This window comes from Ramlibacter henchirensis (assembly GCF_004682015.1).
Taxonomy (GTDB): Bacteria; Pseudomonadota; Gammaproteobacteria; order Burkholderiales; family Burkholderiaceae_C; genus Ramlibacter; species Ramlibacter henchirensis.
This window is the reverse complement of the sequence record NZ_SMLM01000001.1, coordinates 734783-753750: the sequence shown is the minus strand read 5'-3', so window position 1 is coordinate 753750 and position 18968 is coordinate 734783. Positions and strand designations below refer to the sequence as shown.

General features: G+C 69.1%; 19 protein-coding genes. 9 read left to right on the top strand and 10 right to left on the bottom strand.

Translation table 11 applies throughout. From position 1 onward, the window contains the following. Nucleotides 1-42 precede the first annotated feature (42 nt). Genes EZ313_RS03760 through EZ313_RS03740 form a run of 5 tightly spaced genes read right to left on the bottom strand, consistent with a single transcriptional unit; the run spans nt 43 to nt 6113 of the window. On the bottom strand, nt 43-459 hold the full coding sequence (locus tag EZ313_RS03760) for a PaaI family thioesterase (protein WP_135261867.1): 417 nt from the start codon (nt 457-459) through the stop codon (nt 43-45). Nucleotides 460-461: 2 nt separating this feature from the next. Next, entirely contained in the window at nt 462-2789 is a 2328-nt protein-coding gene (parC, locus tag EZ313_RS03755) for a DNA topoisomerase IV subunit A (protein WP_135261866.1), read from the bottom strand. A gap of 3 nt (nt 2790-2792) precedes the next feature. After that, a complete protein-coding gene (locus tag EZ313_RS03750; protein ID WP_135261865.1) occupies nt 2793-3569 on the bottom strand; it encodes a lytic transglycosylase domain-containing protein in 777 nt (258 codons plus the stop codon). Next, the gene (locus EZ313_RS03745; protein ID WP_135261864.1) at nt 3566-4126 is read right to left on the bottom strand and encodes a GNAT family N-acetyltransferase; all 561 of its coding nucleotides are present in this window, start codon (nt 4124-4126) and stop codon (nt 3566-3568) included. Before EZ313_RS03745 ends, EZ313_RS03750 begins: the two co-directional genes overlap by 4 nt. 13 nt (nt 4127-4139) lie before the next feature. Beyond that, nucleotides 4140-6113, bottom strand: a complete 1974-nt coding sequence (locus EZ313_RS03740; protein WP_135261863.1) for a DNA topoisomerase IV subunit B — start codon at nt 6111-6113, stop codon at nt 4140-4142. A gap of 182 nt (nt 6114-6295) precedes the next feature. Here EZ313_RS03740 and EZ313_RS03735 point away from each other — a divergent pair, with 182 nt between their 5' ends. From EZ313_RS03735 to EZ313_RS03710, 7 genes are all read left to right on the top strand, one after another. Continuing rightward, nucleotides 6296-7489, top strand: a complete 1194-nt coding sequence (locus tag EZ313_RS03735; protein WP_135261862.1) for an MFS transporter — start codon at nt 6296-6298, stop codon at nt 7487-7489. After that, complete coding sequence (locus tag EZ313_RS23180; protein WP_167772492.1) at nt 7486-7626, top strand: hypothetical protein; 141 nt, start codon at nt 7486-7488, stop codon at nt 7624-7626. Before EZ313_RS03735 ends, EZ313_RS23180 begins: the two co-directional genes overlap by 4 nt. Before the next feature lie 66 nt (nt 7627-7692). Beyond that, on the top strand, nt 7693-8532 hold the full coding sequence (locus tag EZ313_RS03730; protein WP_135261861.1) for an SDR family oxidoreductase: 840 nt from the start codon (nt 7693-7695) through the stop codon (nt 8530-8532). Between the two features lies 1 nt (nt 8533). Continuing rightward, on the top strand, nt 8534-9106 hold the full coding sequence (locus EZ313_RS03725) for a class I SAM-dependent methyltransferase (RefSeq protein ID WP_135261860.1): 573 nt from the start codon (nt 8534-8536) through the stop codon (nt 9104-9106). After that, complete coding sequence (dapA, locus tag EZ313_RS03720; RefSeq protein ID WP_135261859.1) at nt 9103-9990, top strand: 4-hydroxy-tetrahydrodipicolinate synthase; 888 nt, start codon at nt 9103-9105, stop codon at nt 9988-9990. The genes EZ313_RS03725 and dapA overlap by 4 nt, the downstream gene beginning before the upstream one ends. Nucleotides 9991-10010: 20 nt before the next feature. Further along, nucleotides 10011-11099, top strand: a complete 1089-nt coding sequence (bamC, locus tag EZ313_RS03715) for an outer membrane protein assembly factor BamC (protein WP_135261858.1) — start codon at nt 10011-10013, stop codon at nt 11097-11099. Between the two features lie 83 nt (nt 11100-11182). After that, nucleotides 11183-11956, top strand: coding sequence for an MBL fold metallo-hydrolase (locus tag EZ313_RS03710; protein WP_135261857.1), 774 nt, complete (start codon nt 11183-11185; stop codon nt 11954-11956). Between the two features lie 538 nt (nt 11957-12494). On the opposite strand, the gene EZ313_RS03700 is transcribed toward EZ313_RS03710, so the two are convergent. Further along, nucleotides 12495-12986: a hypothetical protein gene (locus tag EZ313_RS03700; protein ID WP_135261855.1), complete on the bottom strand. Its 492-nt coding sequence runs from the start codon at nt 12984-12986 to the stop codon at nt 12495-12497. After that, the gene (locus tag EZ313_RS03695) at nt 12983-14110 is read right to left on the bottom strand and encodes a JmjC domain-containing protein (RefSeq protein WP_135261854.1); all 1128 of its coding nucleotides are present in this window, start codon (nt 14108-14110) and stop codon (nt 12983-12985) included. Before EZ313_RS03695 ends, EZ313_RS03700 begins: the two co-directional genes overlap by 4 nt. 29 nt (nt 14111-14139) lie before the next feature. Here EZ313_RS03695 and EZ313_RS03690 point away from each other — a divergent pair, with 29 nt between their 5' ends. Then, nucleotides 14140-14634, top strand: coding sequence for an FKBP-type peptidyl-prolyl cis-trans isomerase (locus tag EZ313_RS03690; protein WP_135261853.1), 495 nt, complete (start codon nt 14140-14142; stop codon nt 14632-14634). A gap of 46 nt (nt 14635-14680) precedes the next feature. On the opposite strand, the gene EZ313_RS03685 is transcribed toward EZ313_RS03690, so the two are convergent. The 3 genes from EZ313_RS03685 to coaBC all read right to left on the bottom strand — a co-directional run bounded on the left by EZ313_RS03685 (nt 14681) and on the right by coaBC (nt 17100). Beyond that, nucleotides 14681-15265, bottom strand: a complete 585-nt coding sequence (locus EZ313_RS03685) for a glycine zipper 2TM domain-containing protein (protein WP_135261852.1) — start codon at nt 15263-15265, stop codon at nt 14681-14683. Between the two features lie 165 nt (nt 15266-15430). Further along, complete coding sequence (gene dut, locus EZ313_RS03680; protein ID WP_135261851.1) at nt 15431-15877, bottom strand: dUTP diphosphatase; 447 nt, start codon at nt 15875-15877, stop codon at nt 15431-15433. Further along, entirely contained in the window at nt 15874-17100 is a 1227-nt protein-coding gene (gene coaBC, locus EZ313_RS03675; protein ID WP_135261850.1) for a bifunctional phosphopantothenoylcysteine decarboxylase/phosphopantothenate--cysteine ligase CoaBC, read from the bottom strand. Before coaBC ends, dut begins: the two co-directional genes overlap by 4 nt. 196 nt (nt 17101-17296) lie before the next feature. On the opposite strand from coaBC, the gene EZ313_RS03670 reads away from it, so the two are divergent. After that, entirely contained in the window at nt 17297-18967 is a 1671-nt protein-coding gene (locus EZ313_RS03670; RefSeq protein ID WP_135261849.1) for a CTP synthase, read from the top strand. Nucleotide 18968: the final 1 nt, after the last annotated feature.

Genomic DNA, 18968 nt, shown 5'->3' with positions numbered 1-18968 from the left:
CCTCACCCCAGCCCTCTCCCGGAGGGAGAGGGAGCAAGGCAGTCAGACCCGCTTGGCCTCCGGTGGCAAAGCATACGTCCCGACCGCATGCGCCACCGGCTCCTCGATGCCTTCCGAGTAGAGCCACACCTCGCCGACGACCAGCGTCTTCCCCAGCTTCATCAAACGGCAGTCCCCGATCACGTTGCGGTCGCCGGGCGGGCGGCGCATGAAGTTGAAGCTGAGGCTCGTGGTCACGGCCAGCGGCACCAGCCCGATCTCGCCGAGGATGGCGACATAGAGCGCTACGTCGGCCGTGGCCATCATCACCGGGCCCGAGACGGTGCCGCCGGGCCGAAGCTCGTTGCGGCCGACCTCGTGCAGCACGCGGGAGGAGCGGTTTCCGACTTCCAGCACCCGCACCTTCGTCTGCGGGAACTCCTTCGCGATGAAGGCGCTGATCTCCTCGCGGCTCGCCATGATCACTCCACGCGGTCGATGGACGAGGGCTCGAACGTGAAGTTGCCCGCCTTGCCCTTGCGGCCGCGCCCGCCGAGCGCGTTGTTGAGCGAGCGCACTTCCAGCGTCTCCTCTCGCTCCTTGCCGCGGAACATGCCGCGGATGATGACGCTGCGCACGTAGGCAGCGGCGCCCACCAGCGTCTCCTTCGCGTCCAGGTCCATCAGCATCAAACCCCGCCCGCCGTTGGCCTGCGGGCGCAGCTCGCCGATCGGGAAAGTAAGGATGCGGCGCGCCGACGAGACGCAGGCGATGTGGGTGGCAGGAGCCTGCGGCGGCACGTTGGCGGGCGAAGGCTTGCACAGCATCTCGCCCGGCGCACAGCTGATGAAGGCCTTGCCGCCGCGCTGCCGCGACATCATGTTTTCCACCGTTGCCAGGAAGCCGTAGCCGCCGCTGTTGGACAGCAGCAGCCACGCGCCCGAAGCGCCGGCGAAGTAGTGCACCAGCTGCGAGCCCGCCTCCAGGTCGATGTAGGTCGTGACGGGTTGGCCGTCGCCGCGCGCGCCGGGCAGCGTCGAGACCGGGATCGAATAGACCCGCCCATTGCTGCCGAACGCCAGCAGCGTGTCGACCGTGCGGCACTCGAAGGTGCCGTACAGCCCGTCGCCGGCCTTGAAGGCGAAGCTGGACGACTCGTGGCCATGGCCCTGGCGGGCACGCACCCAACCCTTCTGCGAGACAACGACCGTCACCGGCTCGTCGACGACGCGCACCTCCGCCACCGCGCGCTTGTCGGCCTGGATCAGCGTGCGGCGCGCATCGGCGAACTGCTTCGCATCCTGCTCGATCTCCCTGACCATCAGCCGGCGCAGCGCCGCCGGGCTGCCGAGGATCTCTTCCAGCTTCTTGCGTTCCTCGCGCAGGTTCTTCAGCTCCTGCTCGATGCGGATCGCCTCCAGCCGCGCGAGCTGCCGCAGCCGGATCTCGAGGATGTCCTCGGCCTGCCGGTCCGAGAGCTTGAAGCGGGCGACCAGCGCCTGCTTGGGCTCGTCGCTTCCGCGGATGATGGCGATCACCTCGTCGATGTTCAGCAGCACCAGCTGCCGCCCCTCGAGGATGTGGATGCGGTCCAGCACCTTGTCCAGGCGGTGCCGCGAACGGCGCTCGATGGTGCGCTGGCGGAACTCGATCCACTCGGCGAGCATCTGCCGCAGCGACTTCTGCACCGGCCGGCCGTCCAGCCCCACCATCGTGAGGTTCACCGGCACCGACGTCTCCAGGCTGGTGTGCGCCAGCAGCGTGGTGATCAGGTCGTTCTGCTCGATCCGGCTGGTCTTGGGCTCGAACACCAGGCGCACCGCCGCGTCCTTGCTCGATTCGTCGCGCACCGCGTCCAGCACGGACAGCACGGTCTGCTTGAGCTGCAGCTGCTCCTGCAGCAGCGCCTTCTTGCCGGCCTTCACCTTGGGGTTGGTGAGCTCCTCGATCTCCTCCAGCACACGCTGCGCGCTCACGCCCGGCGGCAGTTCCTGCACTACCATCTGCCACTGGCCGCGCGCCAGCTCCTCGATCTTCCAGCGCGCGCGGACCTTGAGCGAACCGCGGCCGCTGCGGTAGGCCTCCGCGATGTCGGCGGCGCTGCTGATGATCTGGCCGCCGCCGGGGTAGTCGGGGCCGGGCACCAGCGCGAACAGCTCGTCGTCCGTGAGCCTGGCGTTCTTCACCAGCGCCACGCAGGCGTCGGCGACCTCGCGCAGGTTGTGGCTGGGGATCTCGGTGGCCAGGCCGACGGCGATGCCGCTCGCGCCATTGAGCAGCGCGAAGGGCAGGCGCGCGGGCAATTGCAGCGGCTCCTGCGTGCTGCCGTCGTAGTTGGGCGCGAAGTCGACCGTGCCTTCGTCGATCTCCTCCAGCAGCAGGTTGGTGATGCGCGAAAGCCGGGCTTCGGTGTAGCGCATCGCCGCAGCGCCGTCGCCGTCGCGGCTGCCGAAGTTGCCCTGGCCGTCGATCAGCCGATAGCGCTGGCTGAAGTCCTGCGCCATCCGCACCAAAGCGTCGTACGCGGCCTGGTCGCCGTGCGGATGGAAGCGGCCGAGCACGTCGCCCACGACGCGCGCGCTCTTGACCGGCTTGGCGCCCGCGCCGCCGCCGAAGCCCAGGCCCATGCGCCACATCGAGTACAGGATGCGGCGCTGCACCGGCTTCTGGCCGTCGCACACGTCGGGCAGCGCGCGGCCCTTGACCACGCTCAGCGCATATTCCAGGTAGGCCCGCTGCGCGTAGGCGCCGAGGTCCAGGCCGGTGTCGTCCCCTCCGTCGGGGTGGATGATCAACTCTTCTTGGTCCATGTGTCAGTCGGTTGCGGGCGGCAGGTTGCCGCGGCCGATCGCGCCGCCGGGCAGCTCCATCCGAACCCGCGCCGGCGTGCGCTCGCGGCGGGCGGGCACGGGCGGTTTGAGCATCGAATACAGCTGCAGCACGGTGCGCACGTAGTTCCGGGTCTCGGGGAAATCGGGGATGCGGCGGCCGGCGCGGATCACGGCGCCTTCGCCCGCGTTGTAGGCGGCCAGCGCCAGCTCCAGCCGGCCGGGGAACAGGTCCAGCAGGTAGCGCAGGTAGCGCGTGCCGGTGCGGATGTTGGTGCGCGGGTCGGCCAGCTTTCGTTCGAGCGGAACCCTGGCATCGGCCGATACGCCGTAGCGCTGCGCGGTGGCCGGCATCACCTGCATCAGGCCGATGGCGCCCTTGGGCGACACCGCCGCGGCATCGAAGCCCGACTCGGTGGCGATCAGCGCCTGCAGCAGCTCGTAGTCGATGTTCTCGGCGCGCGAGGCCTCGCGCAGGTGGTGCTTGACCTGCTTGTAGGCGGGAGACACCTCGAAGAAGGCGATGAGGCGCGAGGCGCTGCGCGTGGGCACCGCCACTGCGCGAGGCGTGGGCTCCTGCTGCGGCAGTCCCTGCGCCGTATCGAAGCTGGTGCCGCCGCGGAAGAACAGCTCGTAGCGCTCGTCGACCTTCTCATTGGCGAAGTGCGCGATCCCTTTGGCGTCGACGTAGCCCCACACGTCGGCGTGGGCCCACGGCGCTGCGACTGCGAGCGCCGCGATCAGGAAGGCAGCGGCCTTCATGCCGCCAGCTCCAGCCCCTGCGCGCGACGCTGGGCGAATTCGGACTGCAACATGGACATCACGATCAGCGACTCGAAGCCGCGCGCGGTGCGCACCGATTCGCGCAGCGTGCCCTCGACCACGAAGCCCTCGCCGTCGTACAGCGCCTTGGCCCGCGTGTTGTGCGTCTTCACGTCCAGCCAGAAACGGTGCGCGCCGAGGTCGTCGAATGCGACCTTCTTCGCCACGCGAAGCGCGGCGCGGCCGAAGCCGGCGCCCTTGGCCTGCACCACCATGCGCTTGAGTTCCAGCGACTGGTGCGGGCTCTTGCAGCCGATCAGGATCAGGAAGCCGACGGCTGACAGGTCGGTGCCGCCCTCGACGATGAAGTGGCGGAAATCCGGGAAGCGGATGGCCGCCTCGTGCTGCGTGCGCTCCCACGGCGTGATGAACGGCAGGTTGACCGGGTCGCGCTCGATCGAGAGCACGTACTCGATGTCGCTCTGCATGGTCGGCCGCAGCCGCACGCGCAGCGGCGCACGCGCGGGGCGCTCGTCGGCCGTGGGCAGCTTCGTCATGCAGGAGGCCCGCTCAGATGTCGATCTCGACCGCGTCGCCGTGCAGTTCCATCAGCTCGCGCCGCGCCGCGGCTTCGCCCTTGCCCATGAGCTTGGTGATCAGGCCTTCGGTGCCGGTGAAATCCAGCTTGCCCAGGCGCACCGGCAGGAGCCGTCGCGTGTCGGGGTTGAGCGTGGTCTCCCACAGCTGCTCGGCGCTCATCTCGCCCAGGCCCTTGAAGCGGCTGATGCTCCACGACCCCTCCTTGACGCCTTCCTTGCGCAGCTTGTCCAGGATGTGGGTGAGCTCGCCTTCGTCCAGCGCGTATTCCTTGCCCGCCGGCTTCTTGCCGCGAGCGGGCACGTCCACGCGGAACAGCGGCGGCCGTGCGACGTAGACGTTGCCGGCCTCGATCAGCTTGGGGAAATGGCGGAAGAACAGCGTGAGCAGCAGCACCTGGATATGCGAGCCGTCGACGTCGGCGTCGGACAGGATGCAGACCTTGCCGTAGCGCAGGCCGGAGAGATCCGGCTCGTCGTTCGGCCCATGCGGGTCGACGCCGATGGCCACCGCGATGTCGTGGATCTCGGTGTTGGCGAACAGGCGGTCGCGTTCCACTTCCCAGGTGTTGAGCACCTTGCCACGCAGCGGCAGGATGGCCTGGCATTCCTTGTCGCGGCCCATCTTGGCGCTGCCGCCGGCCGAGTCGCCCTCGACCAGGAACACCTCGTTGTGCGACAGCTCGCGGCTCTCGCAATCGGTGAGCTTGCCGGGCAGCACGGCCACGCCGGAGCCCTTGCGCTTTTCCACCTTCTGGCCGGCCTTCTGCCGCGTCTGGGCCGCCTTGATGGCCAGCTCGGCCAGCTTCTTGCCGTACTCGACGTGCTGGTTGAGCCACAGCTCCAGCGCCGGCCGGACGAAGCTGGAGACCAGCCGCACCGCATCGCGCGAGTTCAGCCGCTCCTTGATCTGGCCCTGGAACTGCGGGTCCAGCACCTTGGCCGAGAGAACGTACGAGGCGCGCGCGAACACGTCCTCCGGCAGCAGCTTCACGCCCTTGGGCTGCAGCGAATGCAGCTCGATGAAGCTCTTGACCGCGTTGAACAGCCCGTCGCGCAGCCCGCTCTCGTGCGTGCCGCCGGCGCTGGTCGGGATGAGGTTGACGTAGCTCTCGCGCACCGGCGCGCCGTCCTCGGTGAAGCCCACGCACCAGGCCGCGCCCTCGCCTTCGGCGAAGGTCTCGTTGTTCTCGGCGTAGCCCTCGCCTTCGAACAGCGGGATCACCGGGTCGGCCGGCAGGGTCTGCATGAGGTAGTCGCGCAGGCCCCCCTTGTATTGCCAGCTCTGGCTTTCGCGCGTCTTCTCGTTGACCAGGTACACGGCCACGCCGGGCATGAGCACGGCCTTGCTGCGCAGCAGGTGGGCTAGCTCGGCCATCGGCAGCTGGTTCGATTCGAAGTACTTGCCGTCGGGCCACGCGCGCACGGTGGTGCCCTGCCGCCGGTCGCCCTCCGCCGCCTTGCGCAGCTTCAGCGGCTCGATCACGTCGCCACCCGAGAACACGATCGTGGCGACCTGGCCCTCGCGGTGGCTGGTGACCTCGAGGCGCTTGGCCAGCGCGTTGGTGACGGACACGCCCACGCCGTGAAGGCCGCCCGAGAAGCTGTAGGCGCCCCCCTTGCCCTTGTCGAACTTGCCGCCGGCGTGCAGGCGGGTGAACACCAGCTCGATCACCGGCGCCTTCTCTTCCGGATGCAGGCCGAACGGGATGCCGCGGCCGTCGTCCTCGACGCTGACGGAGCCGTCGGTGTGCAGCGTGACCTTGATCCGCTTGCCGTGCCCGGCCAGCGCCTCGTCGGCGGCGTTGTCCAGCACTTCCTGGACGATGTGCAGCGGGTTGTCCGTGCGGGTGTACATGCCCGGACGCTGCTTGACAGGCTCCAGCCCCTTGAGGACGCGGATGGAACCTTCGGAGTATTCGGTGGCGAGAGAGGAACGCGTGGCCATATGGGAGGCGGATTGTAGTGGTCGCTCGCGGCGAGGCTGTATGAATTTACAGGCCCGCGTGATTGATGCCCGCCCGTCATCATTCGCCGGGCCAAAGAGCATCGGGGTTGTCAGCCCCGCGTCGGGCGGGGAAGGGGCCGATTGACTACAGTCGCCCGATGCTTCCGAACGACCGACTTTCCATGCGACAGGTGCTCCTTTGCGGCGCCGCCGTCGTCACCGTGTCCATGGGCATCCGCCACGGCTTCGGGCTGTGGCTCCAGCCGATCACCCAGGCGCAGGGCTGGACCCGCGAGACCTTCGCGTTCGCCATCGCCATCCAGAACCTGGCGTGGGGCCTGTTCGGCGTCTTCGCCGGCATGGCGGCGGACCGCTTCGGCGCCTTCCGGGTGCTGATCGCCGGCAGCCTGGTGTACGCGCTCGGGCTGGCGGGCATGGCGCTGTCGCCCACGCCACTGCTGTTCGCGCTGACCGCGGGCGTGTTGATCGGCGCGGCGCAGGCCGGGACGACCTACGCGGTGATCTTCGGCGTGATCGGCCGCCAGCTCGACCCGGCCCGGCGTTCGTGGGCCATGGGCATGGCGGCCGCGGCCGGCTCGTTCGGCCAGTTCCTGATGGTGCCGGTGGAAGGCTTCCTGATCTCGGGCATCGGCTGGCAGCAGGCGCTGCTGGTGCTTTCGCTGCTGTCGCTGGTGATCGTGCCGGTGGCCTTCGGCCTGCGCGAGCCGGGCTTCAAGGCCGGTGCGCCTGCGAAGCGCGACCAGACCATCGGGCAGGCGCTGGCGGAGGCTTTCAAGTACCCGAGCTTCCAGATGCTGATGGCCGGCTATTTCGTCTGCGGCTTCCAGATCGTGTTCATCGGCGTGCACATGCCCAGCTACCTCAAGGACAAGGGGCTGTCGCCGCAAGTCGCCAGCTACGCGCTGGCCCTGATCGGCCTGTTCAACATCTTCGGCACCTACATCGCCGGCTCGCTCGGCCAGAAGCTGGCCAAGCGCAAGATCCTGGCCTTCATCTACCTCGCCCGCGCGGTGGCGATCGCCGCGTTCCTGTGGGCGCCGCTGTCGCCGATGTCCGTCTACGTGTTCTCCGCGGTGATGGGCCTGCTGTGGCTGTCCACCGTGCCGGTGACCAATGCGACGGTGGCGCAGATCTTCGGCGTGGCCCACCTCTCGATGCTGAGCGGCTTCGTGTTCTTCAGCCACCAGGTGGGCTCCTTCATGGGCGTCTGGCTGGGCGGCCTGCTGTACGACCGCACCGGCAGCTACGACATCGTCTGGTGGCTCGCCATCGCGCTGGGCGTGTTCGCCGCGCTGGTGAACCTGCCGGTGCGAGAGACCGCCATCCACCGCGTGCCCGCGGCGCAACCGGCATGAACCTGACGCCGCACGCCCGCAAGCTGGCCGCCTGGGCCGGCGCCGCCGTGGCGCTGGGGGCGGTGTTCGCGATGTACACGCACCCCGAGATCGCGGTCATGGTCGCGGAGCAGATCTGGGCCTGCTTCGGCCGCTGACGCCTGCCTGATGCGCGGGAATGACCCGACATCCACCAGCGCGTGAATGAGGGAACATCCCGGCCCATGAAGACCTACGTCATCACCGGAGCCTCCGACGGCATCGGCGCCGAGCTCGCTCTCCAGCTGGCCCAGCGCCGGCGCGGTCATGCGGCCCTGGTGCTGGCCGCCCGCAACCGCGAGAAGCTGGCGCGGGTGGCTACGCAGTGCCAGGAGGCCGGCGCCGACGCAGTGATCGTGCCCACCGACGTCACGCAGCAGTCCCAATGCCGCGCGCTGATCGAGCAGGCGGTGCGGCACTTCGGCGGCATCGACTGCCTGGTGAACAACGCCGGCATGTCGGCCCATGCGCTGTTCGAGGACATCGCGCCCGCGGACCTGGGCTGGTACCAGGACCTGATGACGGTGAACCTCTGGGGCAGCGTCTGGTGCACGCATGCGGCGCTGCCGCACCTGAAGGCCACGCGGGGCCAGATCGTGGCCGTTTCCTCTCTCGCCGGGCTGATGGGGGTTCCGGGCCGCACGGCCTACAGCGCCACCAAGTTCGCGATGACCGGCTTCTTCGAGGCGCTGCGGGCGGAACTCAAGCCGGCGGGCGTCGCGGTAACGATCGCCTATCCGGGCGTGGTCGCGACCGAGATCCGCCGCCGCGGGTTCAACGCCCAGGGCCGCCCTGCGTGCCGCAGCGGACTGAAGGAAGAGGGCGCGATGCCCGTCGACGAATGCGCGAGGCAGATCGTCGAGGGAATGGAAGACCGCCGCCGCGAGATCGTGATGACCGCCGGAGGCAAGCTCGGCCGCCTGATGAAGCTGCTCGCGCCCGGCGTGGTCGAGAAGATCGCCTTGAGGGTGCTGGCCGACGAGGTCCGGCCCGGCGCCGCACGGCCGGCAAGGGCGGGCGACTGAGATGCACGGCACCGAAGCGCCCTCGCCCTGGGTGCAGCGCTGGTCGCACCTGGTGCCGACCGGCGCCACGGTGCTCGACGTGGCGTGCGGCCGCGGCCGCCACATGCGGTGGTTCGCGGACCGCGGCCACGCCGTCACCGGCATCGATCGCGATCCGGAAGCGATCGCCGCGGTAGGCTCCGCCGGCCGCGCGATCCAGGCCGACATCGAGGGCGGTCCCTGGCCGCTGCCCGGTGAAACCTTTGGCGCGGTGGTCGTCACCAACTACCTCTGGCGGCCGCTCTGGCCCGCGATCCTCGCCAGCGTCTCGCCCGGCGGGGTGCTGATCTACGAAACCTTCGCCGAAGGCAACGGGGAAGTCGGCAAGCCCTCGCGGCCCGACTTCCTGCTGCGCAACGGCGAGCTGCTGGAAGCCTGCCGCGGCTTGCGGGTCGTCGCGTACGAGGACGGCTTCCTCGAGGACCCGCCGCGCTTCGTGCAGAGGATTGCGGCCCTGCGGCCCCAGCCCGACCGTGGGCGGGTGCGCTACCCGCTCCAGATAGAATCCCCCATCCCCGAGCGAACCCGACAATGACCCCGATTACAGGCAGCATCGTGGCCCTGGCGACCCCGATGCACGACGACGGCAGCGTGGACTACCCCGCGCTGCGCAAGCTGATCGACTGGCACATCGCCGAGGGCACCGACTGCATCGGCGTGGTCGGCACCACCGGCGAATCGCCCACGGTCAACGTGCAGGAGCACCAGGAGATCATCCGCGTCTCGGTCGAACAGGCGCGCGGCCGCGTGCCCATCATGGCCGGCTGCGGCGCCAACTCCACCGCCGAGGCGATCGAGCTCGCGAAGTTCGCCAGGAAGGTCGGAGCCGACTGCCAGCTGCAGGTCGTGCCCTACTACAACAAGCCCACGCAGGAAGGCCAGTTCCAGCACTTCAAGGCCATCGCCGAAGCGGTGGGCGACCTGCCGATGGTGCTGTACAACGTGCCCGGCCGGACGGTGGCGGACCTGCTGCACGACACGGTGCTGCGGCTGGCCGAAGTGCCTGGCATCGTCGGGATCAAGGAAGCCACCGGCAACATCGAGCGCGCCCAGTGGCTGCTGCGCGATGCGCCCAAGGGCTTCTCCATCTATTCGGGCGACGACCCCACCGCCGTGGCGCTGATGCTGTGCGGCGGAAAGGGCAACGTGAGCGTCACGGCCAACGTGGCGCCGCGCCTGATGCACCAGCTGTGCGTGGCGGCCATCCAGGGCGACGCTCGCGGCGCCATGGAAATCCAGAACCGCCTGCTGCCGCTGCACCGCCACCTGTTCGTCGAAGCGAACCCGATCCCGCTGAAATGGGCGATGGCGCGCATGGGCCTGTGCGGCCCGGCGCTGCGGCTGCCGATGACGCCGCTGGCGCCCGCCTACCACGCGCAGGTCGAGGCCGCGCTGCGCTCGGCCGGCCTGCTGCGCTGACTACACGAGGACCTGAAGAAGTGAAGCGATCTGCTGCAAAGCTCGGCGTGCTGGCGGCCTGCGCCGCCCTGGCGGCCTGCTCGGTCCTGGACAACGACCGCGTCGACTACAAGTCGGCCGGCAAGGGCCCGACGCTCGACGTGCCGCCCGACCTCACCCAGCTCTCGCGCGATTCGCGCTACCAGGTGCCCGGCGGCCCGGTGACGGCCAGCTCCTACCAGATCGGCCAGTCGGCGCCTTCGCTGCCGACGGCGGCCACCACGGTCGGCGACGTGCGCATCGAGCGCGCGGGCGACAAGCGCTGGCTGGTGATCAACCGCCCGGCCGACCAGCTGTGGGGTCCCGTGCGCGAGTTCTGGCAGGAGAACGGCTTCCTGCTGTCGCTGGACCAGTCCAACCTCGGCATCATGGAGACGGACTGGGCCGAGAACCGCGCCAAGATCCCGCAGGACTTCATCCGCAATTCGCTCGGCAGGCTGCTCGACTCGGTCTATTCCACCGGCGAGCGTGACCGCTTCCGCACGCGCTTCGAGCGATCGCCCACCGGCGCCACCGAGATCTACATCACCCACCGAGGAATGATCGAGGTGTACAGCAACACGCAGAAGGACCAGACGGTGTGGCAGCCGCGGCCTTCGGATCCGGAGCTGGAGACCGAATTCCTGCGGCGCCTGATGGTCAAGCTGGGCGTGCCGCAGGAGCAGTCGCGCGCCATCACCGCTTCGGGCGCGGCCAAGACCACTTCTCGCGTCGCCACCCTGAACAACACGCCGGTGGTGCAGATCGACGAAGGCTTCGATCGGGCCTGGCGCCGCGTGGGCCTGGCGCTGGACCGCACCGGCTTCACCGTGGAAGACCGCGACCGCAGCCAGGGCACCTACTTCGTCCGCTACGTGCCGCCCAATCCCGACAAGAAGGAACAGGGCTTCTTCGGCCGCATGTTCAACTTCATGCGCACGGAGAAGACCGAGCAGCCGCTCAAGTACCGCATCGCCGTGCGCAGCCAGGGCGAATCGACGACCGTGTCCGTGCTGGACGCGCAGGGGGCGCCGGAGGCTTCGGCCAACGCGCAGCGCATCGTGCAGGTCATCGCGGACGACCTGAAGTAAGGCGGGAACGAGGGGCAACAGACGATAACGAGGCTCGCTGCGCGAGCACTCGTCCTTCGACGCACGCGTTCTCGGCGCACCCAATGATCCGTTTCAAAAGCCTGGGCAGCGGCAGCACCGGCAATGCCACGGTTGTGCAGGCCCGATGCGGCAGCAGCGTCACGCACCTGCTGGTCGACTGCGGGCTGGGCATCCGCCAGCTGGACAAGCGCCTGGGCCAGGCCGGCATGCTGGCCGAGCAGATCGACGCCATCTTCATCACCCACGAGCACGCCGACCACATCGGCTGCGCGCAATCGCTCGCGCTGCGTGAGCGCATCCCGGTCTACATGAGCGAAGGCACCTGGCTCGGATTGGGCCAGCCGGACTTCGACGGCCTGCTGCGCATCGCGCGCGACTCGGTGGACATCGAGATCGGCGGCCTCCACGTGCGCCCCTTCACCGTGCCGCACGACGCGCGGGAGCCCTTGCAGCTGACGTGCACCGACGGGGCCGTGCGCATCGGAGTGCTTACCGATCTCGGGCACGCGACGCCTCACGTGATCGGCCATCTCTCGGGCTGCACGACGCTGCTGCTCGAATGCAACCACGACCCCGAGATGCTGCAGGCGGGGCCGTACCCCTACTTCCTCAAGCGGCGCGTCGGCGGCCAGTGGGGGCATCTCGCCAACGACGCGGCTGCGGCGATCGCACAAGCTGTGCTGCCGCACGGATTGCGGCGCGTGGTCGCTGCGCACCTGAGCGAGCAGAACAACCGGCCCGACCTCGCGCGTACCGCGCTGGTGTCGGCGCTCGGCGAATCCGTGGAGATCCACGTGGCGGACGGTCCGAGCGGCAGCGGCTGGCTCGACGCCTGACCGCGCGCGCAGCGCCAAACAAGAAAGCCGCCCGGGGGCGGCTTTTGTTTTGGACGCGGACGCTGCTTACTTGCTGGCAGCGGAAGCGGCCGGGGCGGCAGCCGGAGACGAAGCGGGAGCCGGAGCCGACGCCGGAGCGGCGGCAGCGGAAGCGGCGCCCGAGGAGGACGCAGCAGCGGCGCTCGAAGTGTCCGAAGCGGAAGCGGCGGCGGACGGAGCGGAAGCAGCCGAGGCCGCGGGAGCAGCAGCTTCGGCGGGCGCGGGCGCCGGGGCCGGGGCGGCGGCCGGAGCGGGCGCCGGAGCGGGAGCCGGAGCTTCGGACTTGCTGCAGGCGGCCAGGCCAACGGCGGCGACGAGCGACGCCAGGACGAGCGATTTCTTCATTTCGGTTTCCTTTGGGAATGTGGACTTCAAGAAGCCGCGCGGCCGAAGCGGTGCGCCGGCTGACAGCGAGGACGCCAGTGGTCTCTGCTCAGCGGGAAATTATATGTCTGGCGTAACCAACATCATGGCCAAACCTGCCACGCCCGAGAGGAAATCAGAGGCCCAGCGTGGTGGCCGGAAACGCCGGCGAACTCTTCTGCAGCCACTCGTCGAGCAGCTCCCGCAGCGCCACCCGCCGCTCAGGCTCGCTGCCGCTGACGCCGGTGCTGTGCTCGACATCCAGCCGGCGCATCACCCACTGCGGACTCCAGATCGCGCTGGGCAGTTCCAGCGGATCGGCCGAGGGGCAGCCGCGCGCTTCGACGATGTGCGACCAGGTGCGGCGCCAGGCCACGAAGCGCGCATGCTGCCGCAGGACGTCATCGTACCGGCGCGCCAGCAGCACGCACCTGCGGCCGCCCTTCGACCAGGCCTGCAGCGACTCGGCCACGGCGCGCTCGCCCAGCGGCCAGTCGGCGAAGCTCGCATCGCACAGGATGATCTCGCGCCAGCCCTCGCGCGCGGCGCAGGCGAGCGCGTCGCGCACGAGCTGGCCGAAGGCCTTGCGGCCCTCGAAGCGCCCCTGCGGCAGGTGGTCGTCGTTCATCGTTCCTCCTCGTGCGCCCAGCCTGCCTCGCACCAGGACGCGAGCAGTTCCAGGGCTTCGTCGCTGGCGCGGGCCAGGTCGGGTTCGTCCAGTCGTCGCTCGTCGGCCAGCTTGCGCATCAGGCGCGCGTCGGGTCCGGAAGCTCGCCAGCTCTCGCCGTTGACGAACAGATGGCGGCCGTCGTAGAGCATGCGCGTGCGCCGGTCCAGCACCACCGAGCGAAGCGCGCGCGGCGTCTCGCCGGCCTCGAACCAGACGTTGGGCTTGGGTTCGCTGAGGTACTCGCCGAGTGCGCGCGCCAGCGAATGCGGGTCTTTCAGCGCCGCCTTGAGCGCGTCCCGCGCGAAGCGCTCCAGCTCCGCGGGGATGGCGCCGGGCTCGCGCACCGCGCTCTGCGCCGAATCCCGGTAGAGCGTGTCGCCGGCCGCGTCCCCCGCATCCTCCGAAAGGCGCTGCAGCAGCTCTCGCGCGAGTTCGCCACGGCGGGGTGAACGAAAGCCGATCGAGTAGGTCTGGCACTCGCCCTCGGCGATACCGTCATGCGCATAACGCGGCGGCAGGTAGAGCATGTCGCCCGGCTCCAGCACGTGTTCCTCCTGCGGCTCGAAGCGCTCCAGGATCTTGAGCGGCACGCCCTCGCGCAGCGTCAGGTCCTGCTGGCGGCCGAAACGCCAGCGGCGCCGCCCTTCGGCCTGCAGCAGGAAGACGTCGTAGCTGTCGAAATGCGGACCCACGCCGGCTGTGTCGGTGGCGTAGCTGACCATCAGGTCGTCCAGCCTGGCCTCGGGCACGAAGCGGAAGCGCTGCAGCAACTCGTGCGCCGCGTCCACGTGCAGGTCCACGCCTTGCACGAGCAGGGTCCAGCGAGGACGCGCGAGCGGCGGCAACGAGCGCCGGTTGAAGGGGCCGCGGCGCATCGACCAGCGGCCGTCATCGCGCTGCTCCACGAGGCGCGACTCCACTTCATCTCGCGAGGCCAGCGCGAACAGCTCGCCGCGCTGGAGCAGCGGCTTCATCGCGGGCACGGCGCCGCGCACCAGCAGCGGCTTGCGTTGCCAGTGGCGCTTCATGAATTGCCGGGGAGTCAGGCCGCCGAGCAGGGGCGTGGGCAGGTGGACGTCCATGGATCGCGGTGAACTGCGAGAATTCTTCCATGGAAGTCACCCCGCAATGCGTCGTCGCGCTGACCTGGACGCTGAAGGACACCCTGGGCGAGGAGCTGGATGTGCTCACCGAACCCGTGGAGTTCCTGGTCGGCGGCAACGACCTGCTCGCCCGCATCGAGGAGGCGCTGCAAGGCCACGAGCCGGGCGACCGCCTCGACCTGCACCTGGAGCCGGAGGATGCGTTCGGCGACTACGACGACCAGCTGGTGTTCCTGGAGCCGCGCACGCTGTTCCCCGGGGAGCTGGAGGAAGGCATGACCTTCGAGGGCCTGCCCGCGGGCGGCAACGAGCAGGCGCCCAAGGACCTGCTCTACACGGTCACCGAAATCTATCCGGAGCACGTGGTGCTCGACGGCAACCACCCGCTGGCCGGCATCGCGCTGCGGCTGCACCTGAAGGTCGAAGGCGTGCGCGAGGCCACGGAAGAAGAGATCGGGCGCGGCACGACCGGCACCGGTTTCTTCCGCGTGCAGCAGCCGTGAAAAAGGGGCGCGCTGCGCCCCTTTTCGTTCTGGCCGCGACGACCCCTTACGACCTGTAGATCACGCCATTTTCGACGCGCACGCGGTCGCCCACGCGCAGGTCGCCCAGCGCGCCGACTTCATAGGTGCGCCAGGCGCCCTGGTCGGTCTGGACCACCACGCGGTAGGCCGGCCCGCCCGCGCCCGAAGACGCGGTGTTCGGCTCCTGGCGCTGGCCCATGCGGTTGCCCAGGGCGGCCCCGCCGGCGGCGCCGATGACGGTGGCTGCCGTGCGGTTGTCACCACTGTTGATGTGCTTGCCGGCCACGTTGCCGACCACGGCGCCGATGATGCCGCCCACCACCGCATTGCGCACGCTCGGGTTGGTGGCGCTGGTGGCGCCCATCTGCACCGTCTGAATGTCGGTCACGCGACCGACCTCGACGCCGGCGGCGGGCGTGCTCTGCACGGTGCCCGACGGCGCGCTGGCGGAAGGCGTGCTCTGCGCCGGAACGCTCGGGTAGCTGCTCGAGGTCGGAAAGACCGGCGTGCTCGGATAGCTGGCGACCGGCTGGGTCGGGTTGCTGCCGCAGGCGGCCAGCAGGGCGGCCGCCGCGGTCGCGCCCGCGATGGAAACGATTCGATTGCGCATGGGGACTCTCCTTCGGTAGTGCGAAACCACGGCGCAGCCGGCAGGCGCGCCCCGTATGTTTCATTACAGGCACTGCCGCGTGGATCGGCCCCCCGCCATTGCCGCGTAGGGGTGTAGGAACCCTCGGGACCGGCTGTAGGAACGCCCTGTCGGGCGGAACCCGGCTCAGCCTTTGCCGGTCGAGCCGTAGCCGCCTTCGCCCCGCTGAGTGGGCGGGAACTCGGCCACGACGTTGAACTGCGCCTGCGCCACCGGCACGATCACCAGTTGGGCCAGGCGTTCCATCGGTTGGAGCGTGAAGGCCGTGTCGCTGCGGTTCCAGCAGCTCACCATGAGCTGGCCCTGGTAGTCGCTGTCGATCAGCCCCACCAGGTTGCCCAGCACGATGCCGTGCTTGTGGCCCAGCCCGGACCGCGGAAGGATCAGCGCGGCATAGCCGGGGTCCTTGAGCCAGATGGCGATGCCGGTGGGCACCAGGTGCCACTGGTTGGGGCCGAGCTCGATCGGGCGATCGATGCAGGCGCGCAGGTCCAGGCCGGCGCTGCCGGGCGTGGCGTAGTGAGGCAATTGATCCGTCATGCGCGGATCGAGGATCTTGACGTCGACTTTCATGCTTTGTAGTTGGAGGGCAGGCGGCGGGCGATCTCGGCGATGAGCGTGCGCGCCAGCTGCAGCTTGGGCGCGCGCGGCAGCTCCTGGGAGCCGTGCTCGTCCACCAGCAGCAGCTGGTTGTCGTCCTGCCCGAAGGTGAGCGGGCCGATGTTGCCGGCCAGGAGCGGGATGCCCTTGCGTTCGCGCTTGGCCTTGGCGTTCGTCTGCAGGTCGTGGCTCTCGGCGGCGAAACCCACGCAGTACAGCTCGCGCCGCTTGGCGCGGTCGCTCTGCGCGACGGTCGCGAGGATGTCCGGGTTCTCGGTGAAGGAGACGGCCGGGGGCTGGCCCGAGCCGTCCTTCTTGATCTTCTGTCCGCTCTCGCTGGTGGGCCGCCAGTCGGCGACGGCGGCCGTGGCGACGAACACGTCGGCGCGAGGCACCGCGGCCAGTGTCGCTTCCAGCATCTGGCGGGCGGACTTCACGTCGATGCGGGTCACGCCGCGCGGCGTGGCCAGGTGCACCGGGCCGGCCACCAGCGTGACGTCCGCGCCGGCTTCACGCGCAGCGCGCGCGATCGTGAATCCCATCTTGCCGGACGAGTGGTTGGTGATGCCGCGGATCGGGTCCAGCGCCTCGAAGGTCGGCCCGGCCGTCACCACGACCCGCTTTCCCGCGAGCGACTTCGGCTGCAGGAAAGCGACGATGTCCTCCAGCAGTTCGGGCGGCTCCAGCATGCGGCCGTCGCCCGTCTCGCCGCAGGCCTGGAAGCCGCTGCCCACGCCCAGGATGGTGGCGCCGTCGTCGGCCAGCTGCTGCATGTTGCGCTGCGTGGCCGGGTGCGCCCACATCTCGCGGTTCATCGCCGGTGCGATCAGCAGCGGCACCCGCCCGATCGGGCGCGCCAGGCACATCAGGCTCAGCAGTTCGTCGGCGCGGCCGTGCACCAGTTTCGCCATGAAGTCGGCGCTGCACGGCGCGATGACGATGGCGTCCGCCTCGCGCGAGAGGTTGATGTGCGGCATGTTGTTCGGCTCTCGCACGTCCCACTGCGAGTTGTAGACGGGCCGCCCCGAGAGCGCCTGCATGGTCACCGGCGTGATGAAGTGCTCCGCCGCCTCGGTCATCACGACCTGCACGGTGGCGCCCTCCTTGATGAAGGCGCGGCACAACTCCGCGGCTTTGTAGCAGGCGATGCCGCCCGTGAGGCCCAGAACCAGGTGCTTGCCCTGCAGGTCGTTCATGCGCGGCAATGTAGCAAATGCGGACAGCCGTACGCAGAGGTCGCGGAAAGAACGCAGAAAGCGCAGGAGAGATTCTTCGAGTTGTTGTTCTGTGTTTTCTGCGTGATTTCTGCGTTCTCCGCGTACGGCTGTTCAGGTGCGCCCCCGTATAATCGCGCATTACCACCTCCCCGGAAGCGCCCGCTTCCGACCGACAATGACCAGATTCGTCTTCGTCACCGGCGGTGTGGTGTCTTCCCTCGGCAAGGGAATCGCCTCAGCCTCCCTCGCCGCGATCCTGGAATCGCGGGGCCTCAAAGTCACCCTCATCAAGCTCGACCCGTACATCAACGTCGACCCGGGCACGATGTCGCCGTTCCAGCACGGCGAGGTGTTCGTCACCGACGACGGGGCCGAGACGGACCTGGACCTGGGGCATTACGAGCGCTTCGTGACGACCCGGATGGGAAAGGTCAACAACTTCACCACCGGCAAGATCTACCAGGCGGTGCTCGAGAAGGAAAGACGCGGCGACTACCTGGGCAAGACCGTGCAGGTCATCCCGCACGTGACGAACGAAATCCAGGAGTTCATCAAGAAAGGCGCGCGCCTCGGCGAGCCAAATAGCGCCGACGTGGCGATCGTCGAGATCGGCGGCACCGTGGGCGACATCGAGTCCCTGCCCTTTCTCGAAGCCGCCCGACAGATGAGCCTGCGCCTGGGCGCCAACCAGACGGCCTTCGTGCACCTCACGTACGTGCCGTGGATCGCCGCGGCCGGCGAGCTCAAGACCAAGCCCACCCAGCACACCGTGCAGAAGCTGCGCGAGATCGGCATCCAGGCCGATGCGCTCCTGTGCCGGGCCGACCGCAAGATCCCCGAGGAAGAGCGCGCCAAGATCTCGCTGTTCACCAACGTGCCCGAGTGGGGCGTGATCTCCATGTGGGACGTGAACACGATCTACAAGGTGCCGCGCATGCTGCACGAGCAGGGCCTGGACGGCCTGATCTGCGACAAGCTGCGCCTGAACACGCCTCCGGCCAGCCTCAAGCGCTGGGACGACCTGGTGTACGAGACCGAGCATCCGCAGGGCGAAGTCACCATCGCCATGGTCGGCAAGTACGTCGACCTGTCGGACAGCTACAAGTCGCTGAACGAGGCGCTGCGCCACGCGGGCATGAAGAACCACGTGCGCGTGAAGATCGAGTACGTGGACTCGGAAACCCTCAACCCGGAGAGCGTGCGCCAGCTGGCCAAGTACGACGCGGTGCTGGTGCCCGGCGGCTTCGGCAAGCGCGGCATCGAGGGCAAGATCGAGGCGGCGCGCTTCGCCCGCGAGAACAAGCTGCCCTACCTGGGCATCTGCCTGGGCATGCAGGTCGCCACCATCGAATACGCGCGCCACGTTGCCGGCCTCAAGGACGCCAACAGCACCGAGTTCGAGCCCGAGACGCCCAACCCGGTGATCGCGCTGATCACCGAATGGCGGGGCGCGGACGGCATCATCAACAAGCGCGACGCCAACTCCGACCTGGGCGGCACCATGCGCCTGGGCGCGCAGAGCTCGGACGTCGCCAAGGGCACGCTGGCCCACAGCATCTACGGCGACGTGGTCAACGAGCGGCACCGCCACCGCTACGAGGCCAACGTCAACTACCTCGACCAGCTGCGCCAGGCCGGCCTGGTGATCTCCGCCCTCACCCAGCGCGAGCACCTGACCGAGATAGTGGAGCTGCCGCGCGACGTGCACCCCTGGTTCATGGGCGTGCAGTTCCACCCCGAATTCAAGTCCACCCCCTGGGACGGACACCCCCTCTTCAACGCCTTCATCAAGGCCGCGCTGGAACACCAGTCGGCGGCCGGCAAGAAGCTCAAGGCGGTTGCCTGAC